The organism is Amycolatopsis roodepoortensis (genome assembly GCF_014873915.1).
Taxonomy (GTDB): Bacteria; Actinomycetota; Actinomycetes; order Mycobacteriales; family Pseudonocardiaceae; genus Amycolatopsis; species Amycolatopsis roodepoortensis.
This window is the reverse complement of record NZ_JADBEJ010000001.1, coordinates 1,149,336-1,166,705: the sequence shown is the minus strand read 5'-3', so window position 1 is coordinate 1,166,705 and position 17,370 is coordinate 1,149,336. Positions and strand designations below refer to the sequence as shown.

Here is a 17,370-nt window from a genome sequence, read left to right as displayed (position 1 = left end):
GCTCATGATGGTCGGCGTTCCCGGAGCGAAGGAGCTTCCCTTGCCGCACAAGAAACCCGGCGTCGTCGCGAACGTGGTCCGCGGCTGCCTCGGCAACCTGGTCGAGTGGTACGACTGGTTCGTCTACGCCTCGTTCAGCATCTATTTCGCGGCCAGCTTCTTCCCCGAGGGAAACCTGACGGCGCAATTGCTTTCGACCGCTGTCGTGTTCGCCGTCGGCTTCCTGATGCGCCCGCTCGGTGGCTGGCTCCTCGGCCTTTACGCGGACAAGTTCGGCCGCCGGTCCGCGCTGACCCTGTCCGTGACGCTGATGAGCTTCGGCTCGCTGGCCATCGCCCTCACGCCGGGTTACGCGTCGATCGGCCTGCTCGCGCCCGTGATCCTCGTGATCGCCAGGCTCGCGCAAGGTCTCTCGGTGGGCGGCGAGTTCGGTTCGAGCGCGACCTACCTGTCCGAGATCGCCACCCCGCGACAGCGCGGCTTCTACTCGAGTTTCCAGTACGTCTCGATCACCGTCGGGCAGCTTTCGGCCCTGTTGGTGATGATCGTGATGCAGTCGCTGCTCACCGAAGCGCAGATGTACGCGTGGGGCTGGCGGGTGCCGTTCGTGCTCGGCGCCGTCGCCGGACTCGTGGTGATGTACCTCCGCCGCAGCATGGTGGAATCGGAGCACTTCGAGCGCTCTGCCGGCTCGCCTTCGCGCGGTGGCCTGCGGGTCCTGCTGCGTGAGCACCGCCGCCAGGTTCTCGCCGTTCTCGGGCTCGCCATCGGCGGCACGGTGGCGTTCTACACCTTCACCAGCTACCTGCAGAAGTACATGGTGAACACGGCGGGGATCCCGAAGCCGACCGCTTCGCTCATCGGTTTCGCCGCCCTGTTCCTGTTCATCTTCATGCAGCCCGTCGCCGGCGCCCTTTCCGACCGCTGGGGGCGCCGGCCGGTCATGTTCGGCTTCTCCGTCGGCGGCATGCTGCTGACGGTGCCGGTCATGACGCTCGTGGGCAGGACGGGGAATCCGTGGGTGGCGTTCCTGCTCATGATCACCGCCATGATCTTCCTCAGTGGCTACACCGCTTTGTCGGCCATCATCAAGGCGGAGATGTTCCCCACCAACGTCCGTGCTCTCGGCGTCGGCTTACCGCACGCCCTGGCGACCGCGGTGTTCGGCGGGCTCTCGGAACCGATCGCGCTGGCTTTGAAGCAGGCGGGGCACGAGAGCGTGTTCTTCTGGTGGGTCACCGGTTGTATCGCGCTGACCTTCGTGGCGACTTTGGTGGTGCGGGAGCCTTCGCGTGACTCCGCGCTGGAGATCGATGAGGTGCCTGTGCGGGATTCTGTTGTGCGGTAGGGGGTGGTTCCTCGCCGAGCTTGCGGTCTAGTTGTGGGCGGCTGCCGCGCTTTCTCGGCTGGGTCGGCGGATGGTTGCGGTGGGATCCGGGCTCGGCGGTGTGGGCGTTGCCGAATCTTGGCGACAGTCGCGGGTGCATGGTGAGGATCGTCGTCTGGCCACGGGCTCAGCTATCGCCGGATTTCGGTAATGGGGCCATGTGGTGGCGAGACTCGCGTGGTGCACGGTCTCCGTGGCCGTTCCTGTCGACGGTGGGGACAGGCGTCCGGGTGTAGGCACGAAATGCGTGACAACACCGTATGGAGCACCGCTCCTGATTCCTGTCTTGGCAACGAACCCAAGTCTGGGCAGGGTGGTCGATTTCGGCGACGGTCCGAGACCGGCCTCGATTGTGCGACTCGGGGTGGCGGACGCTAGCCGAACCGTAGCCATGAGGCGCGACCGCGCTGGCCGAATTCCGGCAACGGTCCCAGGGCTGGGTGGCGTGGTATTTCCAGCGACGGGCCAAGACCGGCCTCGATTGCGCAACCCGGAGTGGCGGACGCTTGCCGGAACGTAGCCACGAGGCACCATCACGTGGTGCGCGGTCTCTGGTTCTGTGACCGGATTCGGCGACGAACTCAGCCCCGGGCGTCGTGGCCGTTTTCGGTGACAGGCGCGACTAGAGGTGGGGACGCTTGTGTGACAGGCGCAGCCACAAGCCGCGAGGCGCCATCACAGGGTGCGCCGTGCTTGGTTCCGTGGCCTAAATTCGCCAACGAAACCAAGCCTGGGCACCGTGGCCGTTTTCCGGCGACGGTCCGAGACCGGTGTCGATTGCGCAACTCGGGGCGGCAGACATTAGCCGGATCGCAGCCGCGAGGCACCAACGCGCGGCACACCGTCCCTGGCTACGTAGCCAAATTCCGGCAACGGTCCCAGGACTGGGCACCGGGGCCGTTTTCCGGCGACAGGCGCGGTTAGGGAGTTGCATGACAAGCGCAGCCACAAGTCGTGAGAGGCGATCACAGGGTGCACCGCGCTTTGGTTCCGTGACCAAATTCCAGCAACGAAACCAAACCTCGGCACCGGCGTCGTTTCGACGACGGGCCGAGACCGGTGTCGATTGCGCAACTCGGGGTGGCGGACATTAGCCGGATCGCGGCCGCGAGGCACCAACGCGCGGCACACCGTCCCTGGCTACGTGGCCAAATTCCGGCAACGGTCCCAGGACTGGGCACGCGGCTAGGGGGCGGCGGACGCTAGCTGTACGACGGGCGCAGCCACAAGTCGCGAGACATTCTCACAGGGTGCACCGTCCTTGGCTCTGTCGCCGAATTCCGGCAACGAAAACCAGCGCCGGGCAACTGTGGCCGTTTCCCGGCGACGGTTCAGAACGGTGGTTCCTCGGCGCGAGGTTCGTGCAGTGGCGGTGGCGCACTGTCGTAGCTCTGCCCGGTGGGTGTGGTGATGCTGAGAGTGCCATCAGAGGTAAGCCGGTAGACCCAGCCAGGTTCATCCTTCAACCGGTGGTCCCGGCGGCAGAGATCGATCAGGTCGGTATCAGCGGTGTGGCCGCCGTGCTGCCACGGCACCGCATGGTCGAGATCGCAAGCCTGGGCGACCCGATGGCAGCCAGGTCTTCGGCATTCCCGATCCCGCACCCGCACGAACTCACCCAACCCCGCAGTAGGCCGATACCGGTCACGCCCCAAATCCAACACCTGCCCGGAGAGCGGATCGGTGACGATCCGCCGCAACACCGTGTCCGCCCCAGACGCGATATGCCGAGCCAGGGCGGCCGGAACATGGCCATGGCCGGCGAGTTCGGCAGGGTCATCATTCAGCCCCAGATAGGTGTTCAAGTCCATGTACAAGAACACCTCAGACCGTTCACTCCCACCCTGCCCGCCCAGCAACAAATCAAGCGCGACATCGGCACGCAGCTGATCCAGAGTGCGGGTCTCCCCGCCGGTCTTGAGAGCGCGTGCTTCACGATCGATCCGGGTGTAGGCGGCGGCGACCTTCTCCACCGGCCCGTCCTCCACCTCGATCGACGCCACCCCGGCCTCACCGTGGCGGATCGACAACCGCCGCCCGGCACGATGCCGCTCCGCACGCCGAGCGGCACCCTCGCGGTCGACCATCATCGCCGCATGATTCGCCGCCTTCCGAACCTGCTCCGAGTTCCGCCCCGGCAACCGATCCTCCGAAACCGCGTCCACCGCACGCGCATCGTCATCGGACAACCACGCGGTCGCGGCGGCGACCTTCATCGCCCCATAGCCACCCACCTTGCCCCGATCCAGCAACCCCAACGTGCACGGCAGCCGCGTGGTCAACGCCTCCGCCGTCGACACCAACCCAACGGCATGACCGTCCACAACAGACAACCCCAGCGCGACCTCCTGCACCACACTGCCAGCACCGCCACGGTGACGGCTCAGTTGCGCCAACGCCCGGAACCGCACCGCCTCCAACCGCGCGATCCCCTCCGACGCAGCAACCGCCACAGCAACAGCATTACCGTCCTCCAACGAATCCAGCAAAACATTGACCTCCTTCAAAACATCAGAAGAGGTGATTTCCTCGAGTACCGCCACAACGGCGTTGCGTGTATCCACACACCGAAGCTACAACCGACCACCGACAAAACGGCCAATTCCCTTACACAGCAACACTAATCGACATCGAGTAACCCCTCGGCACCATTCTTCAGCCGCCGCGCGATCTCCTCCGAGCGTGGCAGCATGGTCTTCTCATAAAGCGCAACAGCATCGCCGACCGAAGCAGAGCCGGCCAACGCGAGGGCGAGTTCACAAGCGTCGACCATGGCCAGGTTGACGCCGACGCCGAGCGGCGGCATCAGGTGGGCGGCATCGCCGAGCAAGGTCACCCAAGGCTTCTGCTCCCACGTGTGCGGGACGGGCAGGACGTACAACGGACGGTCGACGTACGGCCCGTCGTTGTCGGTGATCATCCGCAACATCGACGGCGACCAGCCGGAAAACGCGTCCAGCAGCCGGCCGCGGACATCCGTACCCGACTTGGCCCAGTCCGCGGGCAGCCGCTGGATGATGTAGACCCGGATGTGGTCGCCGCTGTTGCGCTGGGCGAAAAGACACCGCTCGCCGTCGGCCGCCATCGCGCTGCCCTGGCCGACGAGTTCGGCGAGTTCGGGGTGCGCGTTCTCGACGTCGTCGAACCACGCTTCCAGGAAGGTGATCCCCGCGTATTCGGGCACGGCCGCCGAAACCGTCGGGCGAACCCGTGACCACGCCCCGTCGGCGCCGATGACCAGATCCGTCTCGACCGTCGCTCCGTCCGTGAACAGCAAGCGCCCGGGAGCTTCGACCCGGTCCAGGGTCCGTCCCCAGTGGACAGTGCCCGGCTCCAGCGAGTCGAGCAGAAGCTCGCGGAGCTGGCCGCGATCGATCTCCGGTTTGAACATCTCCCCCTCAGCAGGGACGTGGTGCTCCAAGAGACGCCCGAGAGGATCCAGTTTGCGCATCTCCTGCCCTTCCGGCCGGGCGAGGGCGAAGAACTCGTCGAGAAGGCCTGCCTCGCGCAGGGCCAGCTGCCCGTCGTCCGCGTGGAGGTCGAGGGTGCCGCCCTGGTTCCGCGCCCGGGGATGCGGGTCGCGGTCGTAGACCGTCACGGGGACACCGTGTTTCTGCAGGATGCGGGCACAGGTCAGGCCGCCGGGCCCCGCTCCGATGATGCTGATCGTCATGCCCCCAGAAAAGCAGAACGAGTTAAAAAGTGCAACGAGTCAACTTAGTGACTGTGACAACCCATGCGGTAGGGTGCGCTCATGGAGACACCCGGACGGCGTGAACGCAAGAAGGCGGCCACCCGCAAGGCACTGGCGGACGCCGCGCTGAAGTTGTTCCTGGCGCGGGGCTACGACCAGGTGAGCATCCGGGACATCGCCGAGGCGGCCGACGTCTCGACGACGACGCTGTTCAAGCACTTCCCCGGTAAGGAGGCGCTGGTCTTCGACGAGTCCCAGGACCGCGAAGAACGCCTGGTCGCCGCGGTCCGGGAGCGCGAAAAGGGCCAGAGCATCGTCGAGGCGCTGCGCGAGTACGTGCTCGCGACGTGGCTTCCGATCACGACGCACCCTCAGTACGCCGAGTTCACCGCGCTGGTGACCGGCACCCCGGCCCTGCAGGAGTACGGCGAGCGCATGTGGACCCGGCACGCCGCGACCCTCGGCGCCGCGATCGCCGAAGACACCGGCGCGGACGAAGACGACATCGCCTGCCACGCGCTCGCGCGCTTCGTGCTGGACATTCCGGCCCTCACCCGGGGCCGCCCGGACCCGCGGGAGGACGTCGAGCGGATCTTCGACCTCCTCGAACGAGGCTGGCGTTAATCCTCTTCGGAAGCGTGACGGGATCCGCGCAGCGAGCCCGGATGCGCCTTGGCGGAGGGATCCTTGCGGGTCTTGAGCAGGCTCGCCACCGTCACCACGACGAGGATGCCGATGATCACCGAGAGACTGACCGGCGTCGAGATCTCCGGAACACTTTCGTCGATGTCCACGTGTGCCCAGTGCAGGATCAGCTTGACCCCGATGAACCCGAGGATCACCGCGAGCCCGGCCGACAGGTACACCAGGCGATCGAGCAGGCCCTTCACCAGGAAGTACAGCGCTCGCAGGCCCAGCAGGGCGAACGCGTTTGCCGCGAAGACCAGGTACGGCTCGTCGGTGACGCCGAAGACCGCGGGGATCGAGTCCAGCGCGAACAGCAGGTCGATCCCGCCGATCGCGAGCAGCACCACGACCAGCGGCGTACCCACCTTCTTCCCGTCGACACGGGTGATGAGCTTGCCGCCGTCGTATTCGGTAGACAGCGGCAGCAGCCTCCGCGCGGACCGCACCACCACGTTGTTCTCGACGTCCGGATCCTCGTCTCGATGCCGGAACAGCTGGATGCCGGTGTAGATCAGCAGCAACCCGAACAACAGGAACATGAAGGAGAACAAGGAAAGCAGCGTGGCGCCGAGCGCGATGAAGATCGCGCGCATGATCAGCGCGACGACGATGCCGAACGTGAGCACCTTGTGCTGATGTTCTTCGGGTACCGCGAAGGTGCTCATGATGATCACGAAGACGAAGAGGTTGTCGACGGACAGGCTCTTCTCGACGATGTAACCCGCGAAGTACTGCTGCCCGAAGTCGCCACCGTGCGCGAGCGTCAGCCAGACACCGAACGCCACCGCGACCAGGATGTAGCCGACCGACCAGGCCACCGCCTCGGCGAAGCCGACCTTGTGCGGCCGCACCGCCGCGAGGATGAGATCGAGTGCCAGGAGCCCGAGCACCAGCCCGATCGTGACGATCCAGGTGAGGGCATCGATCTGGAGCATCCGCACCCTGTCTTTCCTTCGACGGCAGGTGCCAAGATCTTATGTGCGACTCCCGCGGTCCGCATTCGCATGACCCGGCGCCGCGTCCAGCAGCGCGGCGAGCACGGTCTTGAGCAGCGGGTGGTCCGCGCTCCCCCGCCGGACGGCGGCGAACACGCGGCGCAGCGGCGGCTCGCCGCGCAACGGGACGGCGACAGCTCCGTGGACGGCGGCGAAAGCGTTGCGCGGCACCAGCGCCACGCCCTCGCCGGCTGCGACCAGGGTGGTGATCGCGTGGAAATCGTCGGAGACGTGCCGGATCGCCGGGTTGGCGCAGACGATCATCAGCACGTCGCGGCACGGATTCCCGGGCTTCGGCGCGATCCATTCGTCGTCGGCGAGAGCGTCGATGTCCACTTCGGACGCTTCCGCGAGCCGGTGCGCGGTGGGCAGCACGACGTCGAAGGGCTCCACGTACAGGGGGAACCGGGTGAGCCTGCTTTCATCCGTTCGTGGCGAGAGCCGGTACTCCTCGGTGATCGCGACATCGATCTCGCCGTCGAGCAGCAACGGGATGCTCGCGTGCCCCTCGACGTCCTGCACCTGCATGGAGACCCCGGGCGATCCGGCCCGCAGGGAGGCGATCGCCGGCGCGACCACCATCGTGATCGCGGAGGCGAAACTCGCCAGCCGCACCATGCCCTGTACGCCGGAATCGAGCGCGGCCAGCGTGGCCCGCGCCCGTTCCAGTTCGGCCGCGACGGCGTTGGCGTGCACCACCATCAGTTCACCCGCGGGGGTCAGCGAAACCCGCCTGCCCCGGCGGCGGAGCAACTGCTGGCCGCACTCGGCTTCGAGGGCGGCCAGCTGCTGGGAGACCGCGGACGGCGTCAGGTGCAGCGCCTGGCCCGCCGCCGTCACGGTTCCGTGGTCGGCGAGGGCACGCAGCACGCGCAGCCGTCGCGGATCGATCATTCGTCCATCATGGACCTTGCCGTCACGAACGCGTCGACGGCCCGGTTGACGTCGTCGGTCGAGTGCGCGGCCGACATCTGCGTCCGGATCCGGGCCTTACCGTGCGGCACCACCGGGTACGAGAAACCGATCACATAGATGCCCTGGTCGAGCAGCAGATCCGCCATCTTGCCCGCCTTGGCGGCGTCGCCGATCATCACCGGGATGATGGGGTGCTCGCCCGGCAACAGGTCGAAACCGGCTTCGGTCATCCGGCGCCGGAACAGCTCGGTGTTGGCGCGCAGCTTGTCCAGCAGCTCACCCGAGGACTCCAGCAGCTCCAGCGTGGCGAGCGCGGCCGCGGTGATCGACGGCGCCAGCGAGTTCGAGAACAGGTACGGCCGCGAACGCTGCCGCAGCATCTCGACGATCTCCGCGCGGCCTGAGGTGTAGCCGCCGCTCGCGCCGCCCAGCGCCTTGCCGAGGGTGCCGGTCAGCACGTCGACCTTGTCCTGGACGCCGAACAGCTCGGGCGTACCGCGGCCGGTCGGGCCGGTGAAGCCGACGGCGTGCGAGTCGTCGACCATCACCAGCGCGTCGTAGCGCTCGGCCAGCTCGCAGATCTCGTCGAGCGGCGCGAGGTACCCGTCCATCGAGAACACGCCGTCGGTGGCGATCATCCGGTAGCGCGCGCCGGACGCCTCCTTCAGGCGGGCTTCCAGATCCGCGACGTCCCGGTTCCGGTAGCGCATCCGCTTCGCCTTGCACAGCCGGACGCCGTCGATGATCGACGCGTGGTTGAGCTCGTCGGAGATGATGACGTCCTGGTCCGTCAGCAGGGTCTCGAAAAGCCCGGCGTTGGCGTCGAAACAGGAGCTGTAGAGGATCGTGTCCTCGGTGCCGAGGAACTCCGACAGCTTCGCCTCGAGCTCCTTGTGCGGCTGCTGGGTCCCGCAGATGAACCGCACCGACGCCATGCCGAAGCCCCAGCGGTCCAGCGCCTCTTGGGCGGCCTTGATCAGCTTGGGGTGGTCGGCGAGGCCGAGGTAGTTGTTGGCGCAGAAGTTGAGGACGTCGCCGTCGCCGACACTGACCGAAGCCCGTTGCGGCCCCTGGATCACCCGCTCGCCCTTGTACAGCCCGGCTTCCCGGATCTCGGCGAGCCCGGCCTTGAGGTCGTCGCGCATCGCGCCGTACATCAGTTCTCCGTCCAGTCCAGAATGACCTTGCCGCAGCGGCCTTCCCTTGCCGTCGCGAACGCCTTCTCGTATTCGGTGTAGCCGAATCGGTGGGTGACCACCGGCGAGATGTCCAGCCCGGCCTGCAGCAGCACGGACATCGAGTACCACGTCTCGAACATCTCGCGTCCGTAGATCCCCTTGATCTGGATCATCTTCAGCACCACGGACGCGATGTCGACCGACACGTCGGAAGCGGGGAGGCCGAGGAGCGCCACGCGGCCGCCGTGCGACATGTTCGCGATCATGTCGCGCAGCGCCTCGGGCCGCCCGCTCATCTCCATGCCGACGTCGAAGCCTTCGGCCATGCCGAGCCGCTCCTGCGCGTCGGCGATGGTCGAGGAGGAGACGTCCAGCGCGAGGTCGACGCCGACCTTGCGGGCCAGTTCCAGCCGGTGCTCGCTGACGTCGGTGACGACGACGTTGCGCGCGCCCGCGTGGCGCGCGATGGCGGCGGCCATGATGCCGATCGGGCCGGCGCCGGTGACCAGCACGTCCTCGCCGATGACGGGGAAGGACAGCGCGGTGTGCACTGCGTTGCCGAGCGGGTCGAAGATCGCGGCGATGTCGAGGTCGACCTTGGTGCGGTGCACCCAGGCGTTCATCTCGGGCAGGACGGCGTACTGCGCGAAGGCGCCGTCGGTGTGCACGCCGAGGCCCTTGGTCCTGGCGCACAGGTGACGCCGCCCGGCCTTGCAGTTGCGGCAGCTCCCGCAGACCAGATGGCCCTCACCGCTGACCAGGTCGCCCACCTTGACCGTGGTCACCGACCGGCCGATCTCGACCACCTCACCGACGAACTCGTGCCCGATGACCAGCGGCGCGGCGATGGTGCGCGACGCCCAGTCGTCCCAGGAGTCGATGTGCAGATCGGTGCCGCAGATCCCGGCGCGCAGCACGCGGACGGCGACGTCGCCGGGGCCGACGGCGGGATCCGGCACGTCGGTGAGTTCCAGCCCGGGTGCTCGGTCGGCTTTGACCAATGCCTTCATGGCGCGAAGTCTGGCCCGCCCGTGCTGTTCAGTCCATCGCGAGTTTCTGAAATCCCTCGTTAGAGCAACTTCACAAGGAGCCGGGGACCCGGACCATCACGAAGTCCGGCCGTGGCTCCACCTCGAACCCGATCGATCGGTAAAGCCGGATCGCCGACGTGTTCGTCGCCGCCGCGTGCATCATCGGACGTTCGCCGCGGGCCCGGATCCCCGCCGCCACCGCGCGGATGAGCCGGGTCGCCAGCCCTTGGCCGCGATACGCCGGGTCGGTGCAGACGGCGCTGATCTCCGTCCAGCCGGGTGGGTGCATCCGCTCCCCCGCCATCGCGACCAGCTCGCCGTCGCGCCGGATTCCCAGATAGGTCCCCAATTCGATGGTCCGCTTCCGGAACGGGCCGGGTTTCGTCCGCTCGACGAGATCCAGCATCTCCGGGACGTCGTCCGGCCCCAGCACGACCGCTTCGGGATCTTCGGCGGCTTCGAGCGCGACGTCCACCAGCCGGACCCCGGCGATCCTGCCGAGGACTTCCCAGTCCGCCGGGACGGGGAGGGAGTTGTGGACGGTGACGGTCTGGCCGGGACCCGCCAGCGCGGCGACGTCGACCCATACGCCGTGGTCCGGCTCGGGCGGCAGGGCGAAGAAGGGCGCGACGTCGACCTGGTAGCGCAGGACCTGGCCGGAGCGTTCCGCGAAGTGGGCGTGCGGGCCGGTCAGCGAAGCCCAGGCGGGGTCGTCGAAGGGGGTGACCATGATCGCTCCGACACCGGCGGGCCAGCTTTCATTCCAGCTCCCACATCCTGAGCGCTCAGCCGCCCGGAACCAGCAGCGGCGAATGCGGATCGAGTTCGATCCCGCGTTCGCGGAGTGTGTCGTCGATGACCCGCCAGATCCACCGCACCAGCTGGCTCGCGAGCTCCGGGAGTTCGATACCGCACGGATTCTCCAGCCAGCGCGCGGCGCTCGTGTCGACGAGGCCGACCAGCCCGAAGGCGAGCGGTTCGGCGATCCGGCCGTCCAGTTCGAAGGTGTCGAGGTAGTGCTTGAACAGGATGGACAGCTGCCGGGCGATGGCCGTTCTGACGTCGGTGATGGCATCGCCGCCGCGCCGTCCGGCCTGGGAGTGCCGCGCGAGGTAGCGGTAGAGGTTCCCGTGTTCGGCGAGCCAGCCGGTATGGGCGCCGACCGCCATGGTGATCAGCTGCATCGGCGTCCCGCTCGGATCCCACAGCGGGGCCAGCTCGGCGGTGATGAGCCGGACGGCGCGGTCGGCGATGGCGCGCTGCAGGTCGGCGGCGTCGTCGAAATGCTTGTACACCCGTGTTCTCGCCACCCCCGCCTCGTCGGCGATCTGTTCGGTGGAGACCTCCGGACCGTGCGCGGCGATCGCGCGCAGCGCCGCGTCGACGAACTCCCGTCGGCGGCGCTCGCGCTGTCCCGCCCAGCGCGCCGCGCGGCCGTCCGGCCGAGGCACGTCGGCTTCAGGCGTCATCCCCCAGAGTTTATCGGTGGCCGGTTAACGGGTACACTGCCGTACCCGTTACTTCGGGAGACCGCGATGAGGAATGACGTCGACGACACCACAGCGGACGCCACGCTGCTCGACGCCTTCCGCGCCGGTGACATCGCCGCCGGCGAGGCGCTTTTCCGGCGGCACGCCGAGCCGCTGCGCCGGATCGCCGCGGGCTGGGTCTCCGACCCCGCCGAGCGGGACGACCTCGTGGCCGAAGCCTTCGTGCGGGTCCTGAGCGTCATCCGCGACGGCGGCGGCCCGCGGGAGAACCTCCGGCCCTATCTCGCGGTCACCATCCGGAATCTCGCGGCCAAATGGAGCCACCACCACAAGCGGGTCGAGTTGTACGGCACCACCCCGGCGGTCGAAGAGGCCGCCGGGGCGATCGGCACCGAGGAACTCCTCATCCTCCGCTCGAACGCCCGGCTGGCGTGGGCCGCCTATTGCGCGCTCCCCGGCCGCTGGCGGACGGTGCTGTGGCGGACCGAAGCCGAAGGCGACTCGCCGAAGGTGGTCGCTCCGCTGTTGGGAGTCTCGCCCAACGGCGCCTCCGTTCTGGCACTGCGCGCCCGCGAAGGTCTCCGCCAGGCGTTCCTGCAGGCGCAGGTCCCCGAAACGGGAACGCCGTGCTGCCAGGAAGCCCGGCGCCGGATGGGCGCATGGCTCCGCGGCGGCGTGCCAGGCCGCCGGGCGGACCTGATCGCCGCGCATCTGGCGGACTGCGAGCCCTGCCGCACCGTCGCCACCCGGCTCGACGAGGTCAACCGCGAGATGCCGCCGGGTGTCCGCGCCGTCTCGGCCTAGGGAATCAGCCGGGAACGGGGGCGCTCTCCCCCGCGATCCGCAGCGCCTCCACCAGTTCCCGGTACAGCGTGTCGGTGGCGAGCAGATGCTCGTGGCTGCCGCTCGCCCGGACGCGGCCTTCCTCCATCACCACGATGGTGTCCGCGTCGATCACCGTGGACAGCCGGTGCGCCACGGTGACCACGGCGCCCTCGCGGGCCAGCCGCCGGATGCAGTCGTGGATCGCGCTCTCGGTCCGGCCGTCGACCTGTGCGGTCGCCTCGTCGAGCAGCACCACGTCCGGCGTGCGCAGGATCGCCCTGGCCAGCGCGATCCGCTGCCGCTCCCCGCCGGACACCGACGTCGACGAAAGCGGCGTGTCCAGCCCGTCGTCGAGCGCGGCGATCTTGTCGCTCAGCCGGACTTCGCCGAGAGCCCGCCGCACCTCTTCCTCGGTCGCGTCCGGATGGGTGAAGAGCAGGTTCTCCCGGATCGTCCCCGGCACGATCGGCGTCTCCTGCTCGACGTAGGCCAGCCGGCTCCGCACGTCCGCGTACGGCAGGTCCGCGTACTCGCGTCCGTCCAGCAGCAGCGCGCCCGACTCCGGCCGCACGAACCGCATGATCAGCGACAGCATCGTGGTCTTGCCGGCGCCGGACGGCCCGACGATCGCGGTGTGCCCGCGTCGCGGGATCTTCAGCGAGACGTCCCGTAGTGCCGGATCGCCGCCGTAACCCGCGGTCACCCCGCGCAGTTCCAGCACGGGGCCGTCCTTCCCAGCCGGCGCCGTGCCGGTGGGCGCGCGGTCCTCCTCCACCTCGAGCGCGTCCATCTCCCGGATCCGGCCTGCCGCGGCGATCCCCGCCTGCAACGCGGTCATGTTCTGGCTCAGTTCGGTGATCGGCTCCATCAGCGCGAACGCGTACAGCAGGAAGGCGATGAGGCTCGACACTTCGAGCAGGCCCGCGTCGACCCGCCAGGCGCCGAGGCCGAGGATCACCAGGGTCGCGGCCTGGATACCGGTCCAGGCCACCACCCAGGCGACGGCCTCGCGTCGCACCGCGCGGACGCCGTGCGTGGCGGCGGCTTCCGCGTCGACCAGGATTCGGTCGGACTGCCGGGCTTCGGCCCGGCTGGCCTTCACCGTGCGGATCGCCCGCAGCGCGCCTTCGAGGACGCCGCCGAGACGGCCGACGCGCTCCTGCGCCTTCTCCTGTTCCTTCGCGATGGCCGGCATCAGCCAGGTGAACAGCGCGATCACTACGAGCACGGCCGCCACCGTCGTCCCGAGCAGCACCGGGTCGAGCACGCTCATCAGCACCAGGGTGCCGACGAGCATCACCACGCCGTTGATCAGGCCGATCACGCTGGAGGACGCCGCCTCGCGCAGCAGCACCGTGTCCGAGGTGACGCGGGTGACCAGCTCCCCCGTCGGCCGTTTGGTGATCGCCGGGATCGTCGCGCGGAAGAACCGCCGCACCATCGATTCCCGCGCCTTCAGCACCACCCGCTCGCCGACGGTGCCGAGCAGGATCCACTGCCCCAGCCAGATCACCGCGCCGACCACCATCAGGCCGGCCAACGCGAGCACCGGGCCCGCCAGCGACGCCGACGAACCGAGCGAGTCGAGCACCCACTTCGTGACCATGGGTGTGGCGAGGCCGGCCGCCGAACCGAGCAGGGCGAGCAGCAAGCCGATCGCGAGTGCCCCCTTGTGTGGTCTCGCGAACGACCACAGCACCTTCAATCGTGGAGTGTTCATGGTTCTCAATGGAACACGAGTGTTCTAAAATCGTCAAACGAGTTCCATATCGGAAGCGAGGTACGGTACCGGCCATGAGTGAGGGTGTGGTCACCGAGACGGGTGTCCGGGCGAGGACCCGGCGCGCCATCCTGGACGCGGCCATCGAGACGTTGACCAAGCAACCGGGCGCCTCGCTGGCCGACATCGCGGCGGCGGCGAACGTCGGGCGCACCACGGTGCACCGGTACTTCGCCGAGCGTTCGGACCTGATCGACGCGATCAGTCACGACGCCCTCGACAAGATCTCCCTGAGCACCGAGCGGGCCAGGCTCGACGACGGCCCGGTCCCCGCCGTGCTGGCGCGACTGTGCCAGGAGTACTTCGAGCACGCCGACATCTTCCAGCTGCTGTTCACCATGCCGGACCTGGTGACCCGGCCCGAATGGGCGGAAGAGAGCGACGACGACCGCCGCCTGCTCCGGCTCATCGAACGCGGGCACGCCGAGGGCTCGATCGATCCGGCGATGACGAAGGAGTGGTTGCTGCAGCTGCTCTGGAGCATGCTCTACACGGCGTGGGAACTGGTGCGCGAAAAGACACCGAAGCACGAGGCCCTCACGTTGTGCCTGCGCAGCCTGGAAAAGGTCATCGCGGTCGGCTGAAGTCCTCCGAAGTGATGACGCGGACTCGCGCGTCTTCGAAGATCCTTTCCCGATGACAGAAAAACCGGTACCCGCCTGGGGAATCCTCTTCGGCGGGCTCGCGGTGTTCGTGGCCGCGCCCGCGCTGCTGCTGGCGACCGGGCACGACACGATCAAGCCGTCCGCGGATTCGGACAAGGCGCTTTCCCTTGCCGGAGCACTGATCCCGGCGCTGGCCGGGATTCTGCTCGTCCATGGGATCCCGCTCCATGCGCCGAACCTGCTCCCCGGCGTGCCCTACCGGCGCAGGCTCCGGAAGCAGGCGACGGCCCTGGCGCTCATCGCCTTTCTGTGGCCGCTGGCGTTGTTCCTGGTTTCGGCGGTGGGACAGCAGGCGCTGGTCCGCGACATCTGGGCGCTCGCCAAGCCGCTCGTGTTCCTGGTCCTGCCGTTGATCCTCCTGCGCACGCGAGGGGAACCCGATCCGTTCCGGCTCACGTGGTGGCCGCGGGAGACCTGGCGATGGCTCGCGCCGATCCCGGCGGTGCTCGTGTTCGGCTGGCTCTACGTCCTCGGCCCGCTCGCGCCGCCGCTCCCCACCTCGGAGGATTACCCCGACCCGGTATACCTGGCGGTCGGCGCCACCCTGACGTTCTTCACCGCGAACGTCCTCGAAGAGGTCTTCTTCCGCGGCATGCTGCAGACCCGGCTCGAGGCGCTTTTCGGGCGGTGGCCGGGAATCCTGCTGGCGGCGTTGCTGTTCGCGTGGCTGCATCTGCCGACGCACGGACAGGGGTCGCTCCCACTCACCCTGGGCGCGATCGTGGCGTTCCAAGGGTTCTTCGGGCTGTTCACCGGCTACCTGTGGTCGCGCTACCGCAACCTGTGGGCGCCGATCGCCGCGCACACCGCGATGAACACCGTGCCCCTGCTGCTGATGTGAACCCTGGGCTCCGGAGGCGGTGTCGCGAAAGCCACTTTCGGGACACCAGACGTCTCGAAAGTGGCTTTCGCGACATGGCCGCCAGGGCAGTGCCGGGCGGGCCGGGCGGTCACGCGCCGATGGTCGCCGCGTCGATGACGAACCGGTACCGCACGTCGCTGTTCTCGACCCGGTCGTAGGCCACGTTCACCTGGTCGGCCGAGATCGTCTCGATCTCCGCGCCGATCCCGTGCTCGGCGCAGAAGTCGAGCATCTCCTGCGTCTCGGCGATCCCGCCGATCATCGAACCGGCGAGCACCCTGTTCCCGCCGAGCAGCGAGAAGGCGTTGTAGGACAACGGTTCGCCGGGCGCGCCGACGTTCACCATCGCCCCGCCGACGCGCAGCATGCCGAGGTAGGAGTCGACGGGCAGCGTCGCGGAAACGGTGTTGAGGATCAGGTCGAAGCGGCCGCGCAGCTGCTTGAACGTCGACGCGTCGCCGGTCGCGAAGTAGTCCTTCGCACCCAGCTTCAGGCCGTCCTCCTGCTTCTTCAGGCTCTGGCTGAGCACGGTGACCTCGGCGCCCATGGCGACCGCGATCTTGACCGCCATGTGGCCGAGCCCGCCGAGACCGACGACGGCGACCTTCTTGCCCGGCCCAGCGCCCCAGCGGTTCAACGGCGAGTAGGTGGTGATGCCCGCGCACAGCAGCGGGGCGGCGACGTCGAGGCCGATGCCTTCCGGGATGCGGCAGACGAAGGAGTCCTTTACGACGATCTGGCGGCTGTAGCCGCCGTAGGTGTTCTCGCCGTCGAAGCCGACGCCGTTGTAGGTCTGGATGTTGCCCTTGACGCAGAACTGCTCGGTGCCCGCGAGGCAGTATTCGCACTCACCACAGGAATCGACCATGCAACCGACCCCGACGCGGTCACCGACCTGGTACTTCGTCACGTCCGAACCGACCGCGGCGACGACGCCGGCGATCTCGTGGCCGGGCACCATCGGGAAGATCGCGCTGCCCCAGTCCTCCTTCACCTGGTGGATGTCGCTGTGGCAGATCCCCGCGTACGCGATGTCGATCAGCACGTCGTCCGGACGCAGGTCGCGACGCTCGATCGTCGTCGGCGACAGTGCGGCGCCCGGGGACGGCGCGGCGATGGCGTGCGTGGTCGTCGTCATGAAACCCTCCGAGAAACAGTGAGACCATGTAAGAGGTCACTTACAACTAGCGTAAGAGGGCTCTTACATATTCCGCGACCGGGACGGTGTGATCCACGACATGGGCGGCAAGTACCATCACGGCGATCTTCGCGCCGAACTCGTGCGGGTCTCGCTGGACCTGATCGCCGAACAGGGGCTCGGCGCGTTCTCGGTCGCCGAGGTCGCCAGGCGCGCGAAGGTCAGCCCGGGCGCGCCCTATCGGCACTTCCCGGACAAGGAGAGCCTGCTCGCCGCGCTCGCGGCCACCGTCGCCTGCCAATTGGCCGACAGGGTGCAGAAAGCCATCGAGGCCGAGAGCGAACCCGTCGCCGCACTCGCCGCGGCCGCGGGCGCGTACACGGAGTACCTCATCGAACGCCGCGCCGGGATGAACATCATCTACTCGGACGGCTTGCAGGGTCCCGAGCACGCCGCACTGCACGAGCAGACCCGCCGCCTGACCGACCAGTTCGTCATGCTCTGCCTGACCGTCGCGGACCGGCCGCAGGACGGGCTCGAATTGATGGAGCAGCTGTTCACCCAGGCACACGGCTACGGCACGTTCTACCTCGACGGCGTCTTCAAGAAACAGGGCTACTCCACGGAAGTCGTCGTCCGGAAGTCGGTCGAGGCCGCCCGCGCCGCCATCGAAGGCCGTACGAAAATGTGACGTGATTCACGTCCGATTTGCCCGATTACCGG

Annotated in this window: 16 protein-coding genes; 6 read left to right on the top strand and 10 right to left on the bottom strand. The window is 68.1% G+C overall.

All coding sequences use genetic code 11. The annotated features are described in order from the left end of the window. Positions 1 to 4: 4 nt before the first annotated feature. Entirely contained in the window at positions 5 to 1,348 is a 1,344-nt protein-coding gene (locus H4W30_RS05500) for an MFS transporter (RefSeq protein WP_192741781.1), read from the top strand. 1,370 nt (positions 1,349 to 2,718) lie between these two features. Here the strand turns inward: H4W30_RS05500 and H4W30_RS05495 are convergent. Then, positions 2,719 to 3,951: an HNH endonuclease signature motif containing protein gene (locus H4W30_RS05495; protein ID WP_318780532.1), complete on the bottom strand. Its 1,233-nt coding sequence runs from the start codon at positions 3,949 to 3,951 to the stop codon at positions 2,719 to 2,721. 56 nt (positions 3,952 to 4,007) lie between these two features. Beyond that, positions 4,008 to 5,060 carry an FAD-dependent oxidoreductase gene (locus H4W30_RS05490; RefSeq protein WP_192741780.1) on the bottom strand — a complete coding sequence of 351 codons (1,053 nt, stop codon included), beginning with the start codon at positions 5,058 to 5,060 and terminating at the stop codon, positions 4,008 to 4,010. Between the two features lie 81 nt (positions 5,061 to 5,141). On the opposite strand from H4W30_RS05490, the gene H4W30_RS05485 reads away from it, so the two are divergent. Continuing rightward, positions 5,142 to 5,705, top strand: coding sequence for a TetR/AcrR family transcriptional regulator (locus H4W30_RS05485; RefSeq protein ID WP_192741779.1), 564 nt, complete (start codon positions 5,142 to 5,144; stop codon positions 5,703 to 5,705). Here H4W30_RS05485 and H4W30_RS05480 read toward each other — a convergent pair. The 6 genes from H4W30_RS05480 to H4W30_RS05455 all read right to left on the bottom strand — a co-directional run bounded on the left by H4W30_RS05480 (position 5,702) and on the right by H4W30_RS05455 (position 11,356). Then, positions 5,702 to 6,703: a TerC/Alx family metal homeostasis membrane protein gene (locus H4W30_RS05480; protein ID WP_192741778.1), complete on the bottom strand. Its 1,002-nt coding sequence runs from the start codon at positions 6,701 to 6,703 to the stop codon at positions 5,702 to 5,704. The genes H4W30_RS05485 and H4W30_RS05480 overlap by 4 nt on opposite strands. Positions 6,704 to 6,742: 39 nt before the next feature. Then, the gene (locus tag H4W30_RS05475) at positions 6,743 to 7,657 is read right to left on the bottom strand and encodes a LysR family transcriptional regulator (RefSeq protein ID WP_192741777.1); all 915 of its coding nucleotides are present in this window, start codon (positions 7,655 to 7,657) and stop codon (positions 6,743 to 6,745) included. Then, on the bottom strand, positions 7,654 to 8,835 hold the full coding sequence (locus H4W30_RS05470) for a glycine C-acetyltransferase (RefSeq protein ID WP_126737633.1): 1,182 nt from the start codon (positions 8,833 to 8,835) through the stop codon (positions 7,654 to 7,656). The genes H4W30_RS05475 and H4W30_RS05470 overlap by 4 nt, the downstream gene beginning before the upstream one ends. Then, entirely contained in the window at positions 8,835 to 9,866 is a 1,032-nt protein-coding gene (gene tdh / locus H4W30_RS05465) for an L-threonine 3-dehydrogenase (protein WP_192741776.1), read from the bottom strand. The genes H4W30_RS05470 and tdh overlap by 1 nt, the downstream gene beginning before the upstream one ends. 70 nt (positions 9,867 to 9,936) lie before the next feature. Further along, the gene (locus H4W30_RS05460) at positions 9,937 to 10,617 is read right to left on the bottom strand and encodes a GNAT family N-acetyltransferase (RefSeq protein WP_192741775.1); all 681 of its coding nucleotides are present in this window, start codon (positions 10,615 to 10,617) and stop codon (positions 9,937 to 9,939) included. Between the two features lie 55 nt (positions 10,618 to 10,672). Further along, positions 10,673 to 11,356 (bottom strand): TetR/AcrR family transcriptional regulator, encoded by a 684-nt coding sequence (locus tag H4W30_RS05455; RefSeq protein ID WP_192741774.1) that lies wholly within the window; start codon positions 11,354 to 11,356, stop codon positions 10,673 to 10,675. Between the two features lie 66 nt (positions 11,357 to 11,422). Here H4W30_RS05455 and H4W30_RS05450 point away from each other — a divergent pair, with 66 nt between their 5' ends. Then, the gene (locus H4W30_RS05450) at positions 11,423 to 12,181 is read left to right on the top strand and encodes a sigma-70 family RNA polymerase sigma factor (protein WP_192741773.1); all 759 of its coding nucleotides are present in this window, start codon (positions 11,423 to 11,425) and stop codon (positions 12,179 to 12,181) included. Positions 12,182 to 12,185: 4 nt separating this feature from the next. On the opposite strand, the gene H4W30_RS05445 is transcribed toward H4W30_RS05450, so the two are convergent. Further along, positions 12,186 to 13,922: an ABC transporter ATP-binding protein gene (locus tag H4W30_RS05445; protein WP_225948777.1), complete on the bottom strand. Its 1,737-nt coding sequence runs from the start codon at positions 13,920 to 13,922 to the stop codon at positions 12,186 to 12,188. Between the two features lie 74 nt (positions 13,923 to 13,996). Between H4W30_RS05445 and H4W30_RS05440 the strand changes: the two genes are divergently transcribed. Both H4W30_RS05440 and H4W30_RS05435 read left to right on the top strand, forming a co-directional pair. Further along, positions 13,997 to 14,566, top strand: a complete 570-nt coding sequence (locus tag H4W30_RS05440; RefSeq protein WP_192741772.1) for a TetR/AcrR family transcriptional regulator — start codon at positions 13,997 to 13,999, stop codon at positions 14,564 to 14,566. A gap of 52 nt (positions 14,567 to 14,618) precedes the next feature. Continuing rightward, a complete protein-coding gene (locus H4W30_RS05435; RefSeq protein ID WP_192741771.1) occupies positions 14,619 to 15,488 on the top strand; it encodes a CPBP family intramembrane glutamic endopeptidase in 870 nt (289 codons plus the stop codon). A gap of 109 nt (positions 15,489 to 15,597) precedes the next feature. On the opposite strand, the gene H4W30_RS05430 is transcribed toward H4W30_RS05435, so the two are convergent. Continuing rightward, on the bottom strand, positions 15,598 to 16,647 hold the full coding sequence (locus H4W30_RS05430; RefSeq protein WP_192741770.1) for an NAD(P)-dependent alcohol dehydrogenase: 1,050 nt from the start codon (positions 16,645 to 16,647) through the stop codon (positions 15,598 to 15,600). Positions 16,648 to 16,735: 88 nt separating this feature from the next. Here H4W30_RS05430 and H4W30_RS05425 point away from each other — a divergent pair, with 88 nt between their 5' ends. After that, entirely contained in the window at positions 16,736 to 17,338 is a 603-nt protein-coding gene (locus tag H4W30_RS05425) for a TetR/AcrR family transcriptional regulator (protein ID WP_192741769.1), read from the top strand. Positions 17,339 to 17,370: the final 32 nt, after the last annotated feature.

Bases quoted from the DNA above. Each gene is read 5' to 3' on its own strand.
- H4W30_RS05450 (WP_192741773.1), top strand. From the start codon at position 11,423: ATGAGGAATGACGTCGACGACACCACAGCGGACGCCACGCTGCTCGAC.
- H4W30_RS05435 (WP_192741771.1), top strand. From the start codon at position 14,619: ATGACAGAAAAACCGGTACCCGCCTGGGGAATCCTCTTCGGCGGGCTC.
- H4W30_RS05480 (WP_192741778.1), bottom strand. From the start codon at position 6,703: ATGCTCCAGATCGATGCCCTCACCTGGATCGTCACGATCGGGCTGGTG.
- H4W30_RS05470 (WP_126737633.1), bottom strand. From the start codon at position 8,835: ATGTACGGCGCGATGCGCGACGACCTCAAGGCCGGGCTCGCCGAGATC.
- H4W30_RS05445 (WP_225948777.1), bottom strand. From the start codon at position 13,922: ATGAACACTCCACGATTGAAGGTGCTGTGGTCGTTCGCGAGACCACAC.
- H4W30_RS05430 (WP_192741770.1), bottom strand. From the start codon at position 16,647: ATGACGACGACCACGCACGCCATCGCCGCGCCGTCCCCGGGCGCCGCA.
- H4W30_RS05440 (WP_192741772.1), top strand. From the start codon at position 13,997: ATGAGTGAGGGTGTGGTCACCGAGACGGGTGTCCGGGCGAGGACCCGG.
- H4W30_RS05485 (WP_192741779.1), top strand. From the start codon at position 5,142: ATGGAGACACCCGGACGGCGTGAACGCAAGAAGGCGGCCACCCGCAAG.
- H4W30_RS05475 (WP_192741777.1), bottom strand. From the start codon at position 7,657: ATGATCGATCCGCGACGGCTGCGCGTGCTGCGTGCCCTCGCCGACCAC.
- H4W30_RS05460 (WP_192741775.1), bottom strand. From the start codon at position 10,617: ATGGTCACCCCCTTCGACGACCCCGCCTGGGCTTCGCTGACCGGCCCG.
- H4W30_RS05490 (WP_192741780.1), bottom strand. From the start codon at position 5,060: ATGACGATCAGCATCATCGGAGCGGGGCCCGGCGGCCTGACCTGTGCC.
- H4W30_RS05500 (WP_192741781.1), top strand. From the start codon at position 5: ATGATGGTCGGCGTTCCCGGAGCGAAGGAGCTTCCCTTGCCGCACAAG.
- H4W30_RS05455 (WP_192741774.1), bottom strand. From the start codon at position 11,356: ATGACGCCTGAAGCCGACGTGCCTCGGCCGGACGGCCGCGCGGCGCGC.
- tdh (WP_192741776.1), bottom strand. From the start codon at position 9,866: ATGAAGGCATTGGTCAAAGCCGACCGAGCACCCGGGCTGGAACTCACC.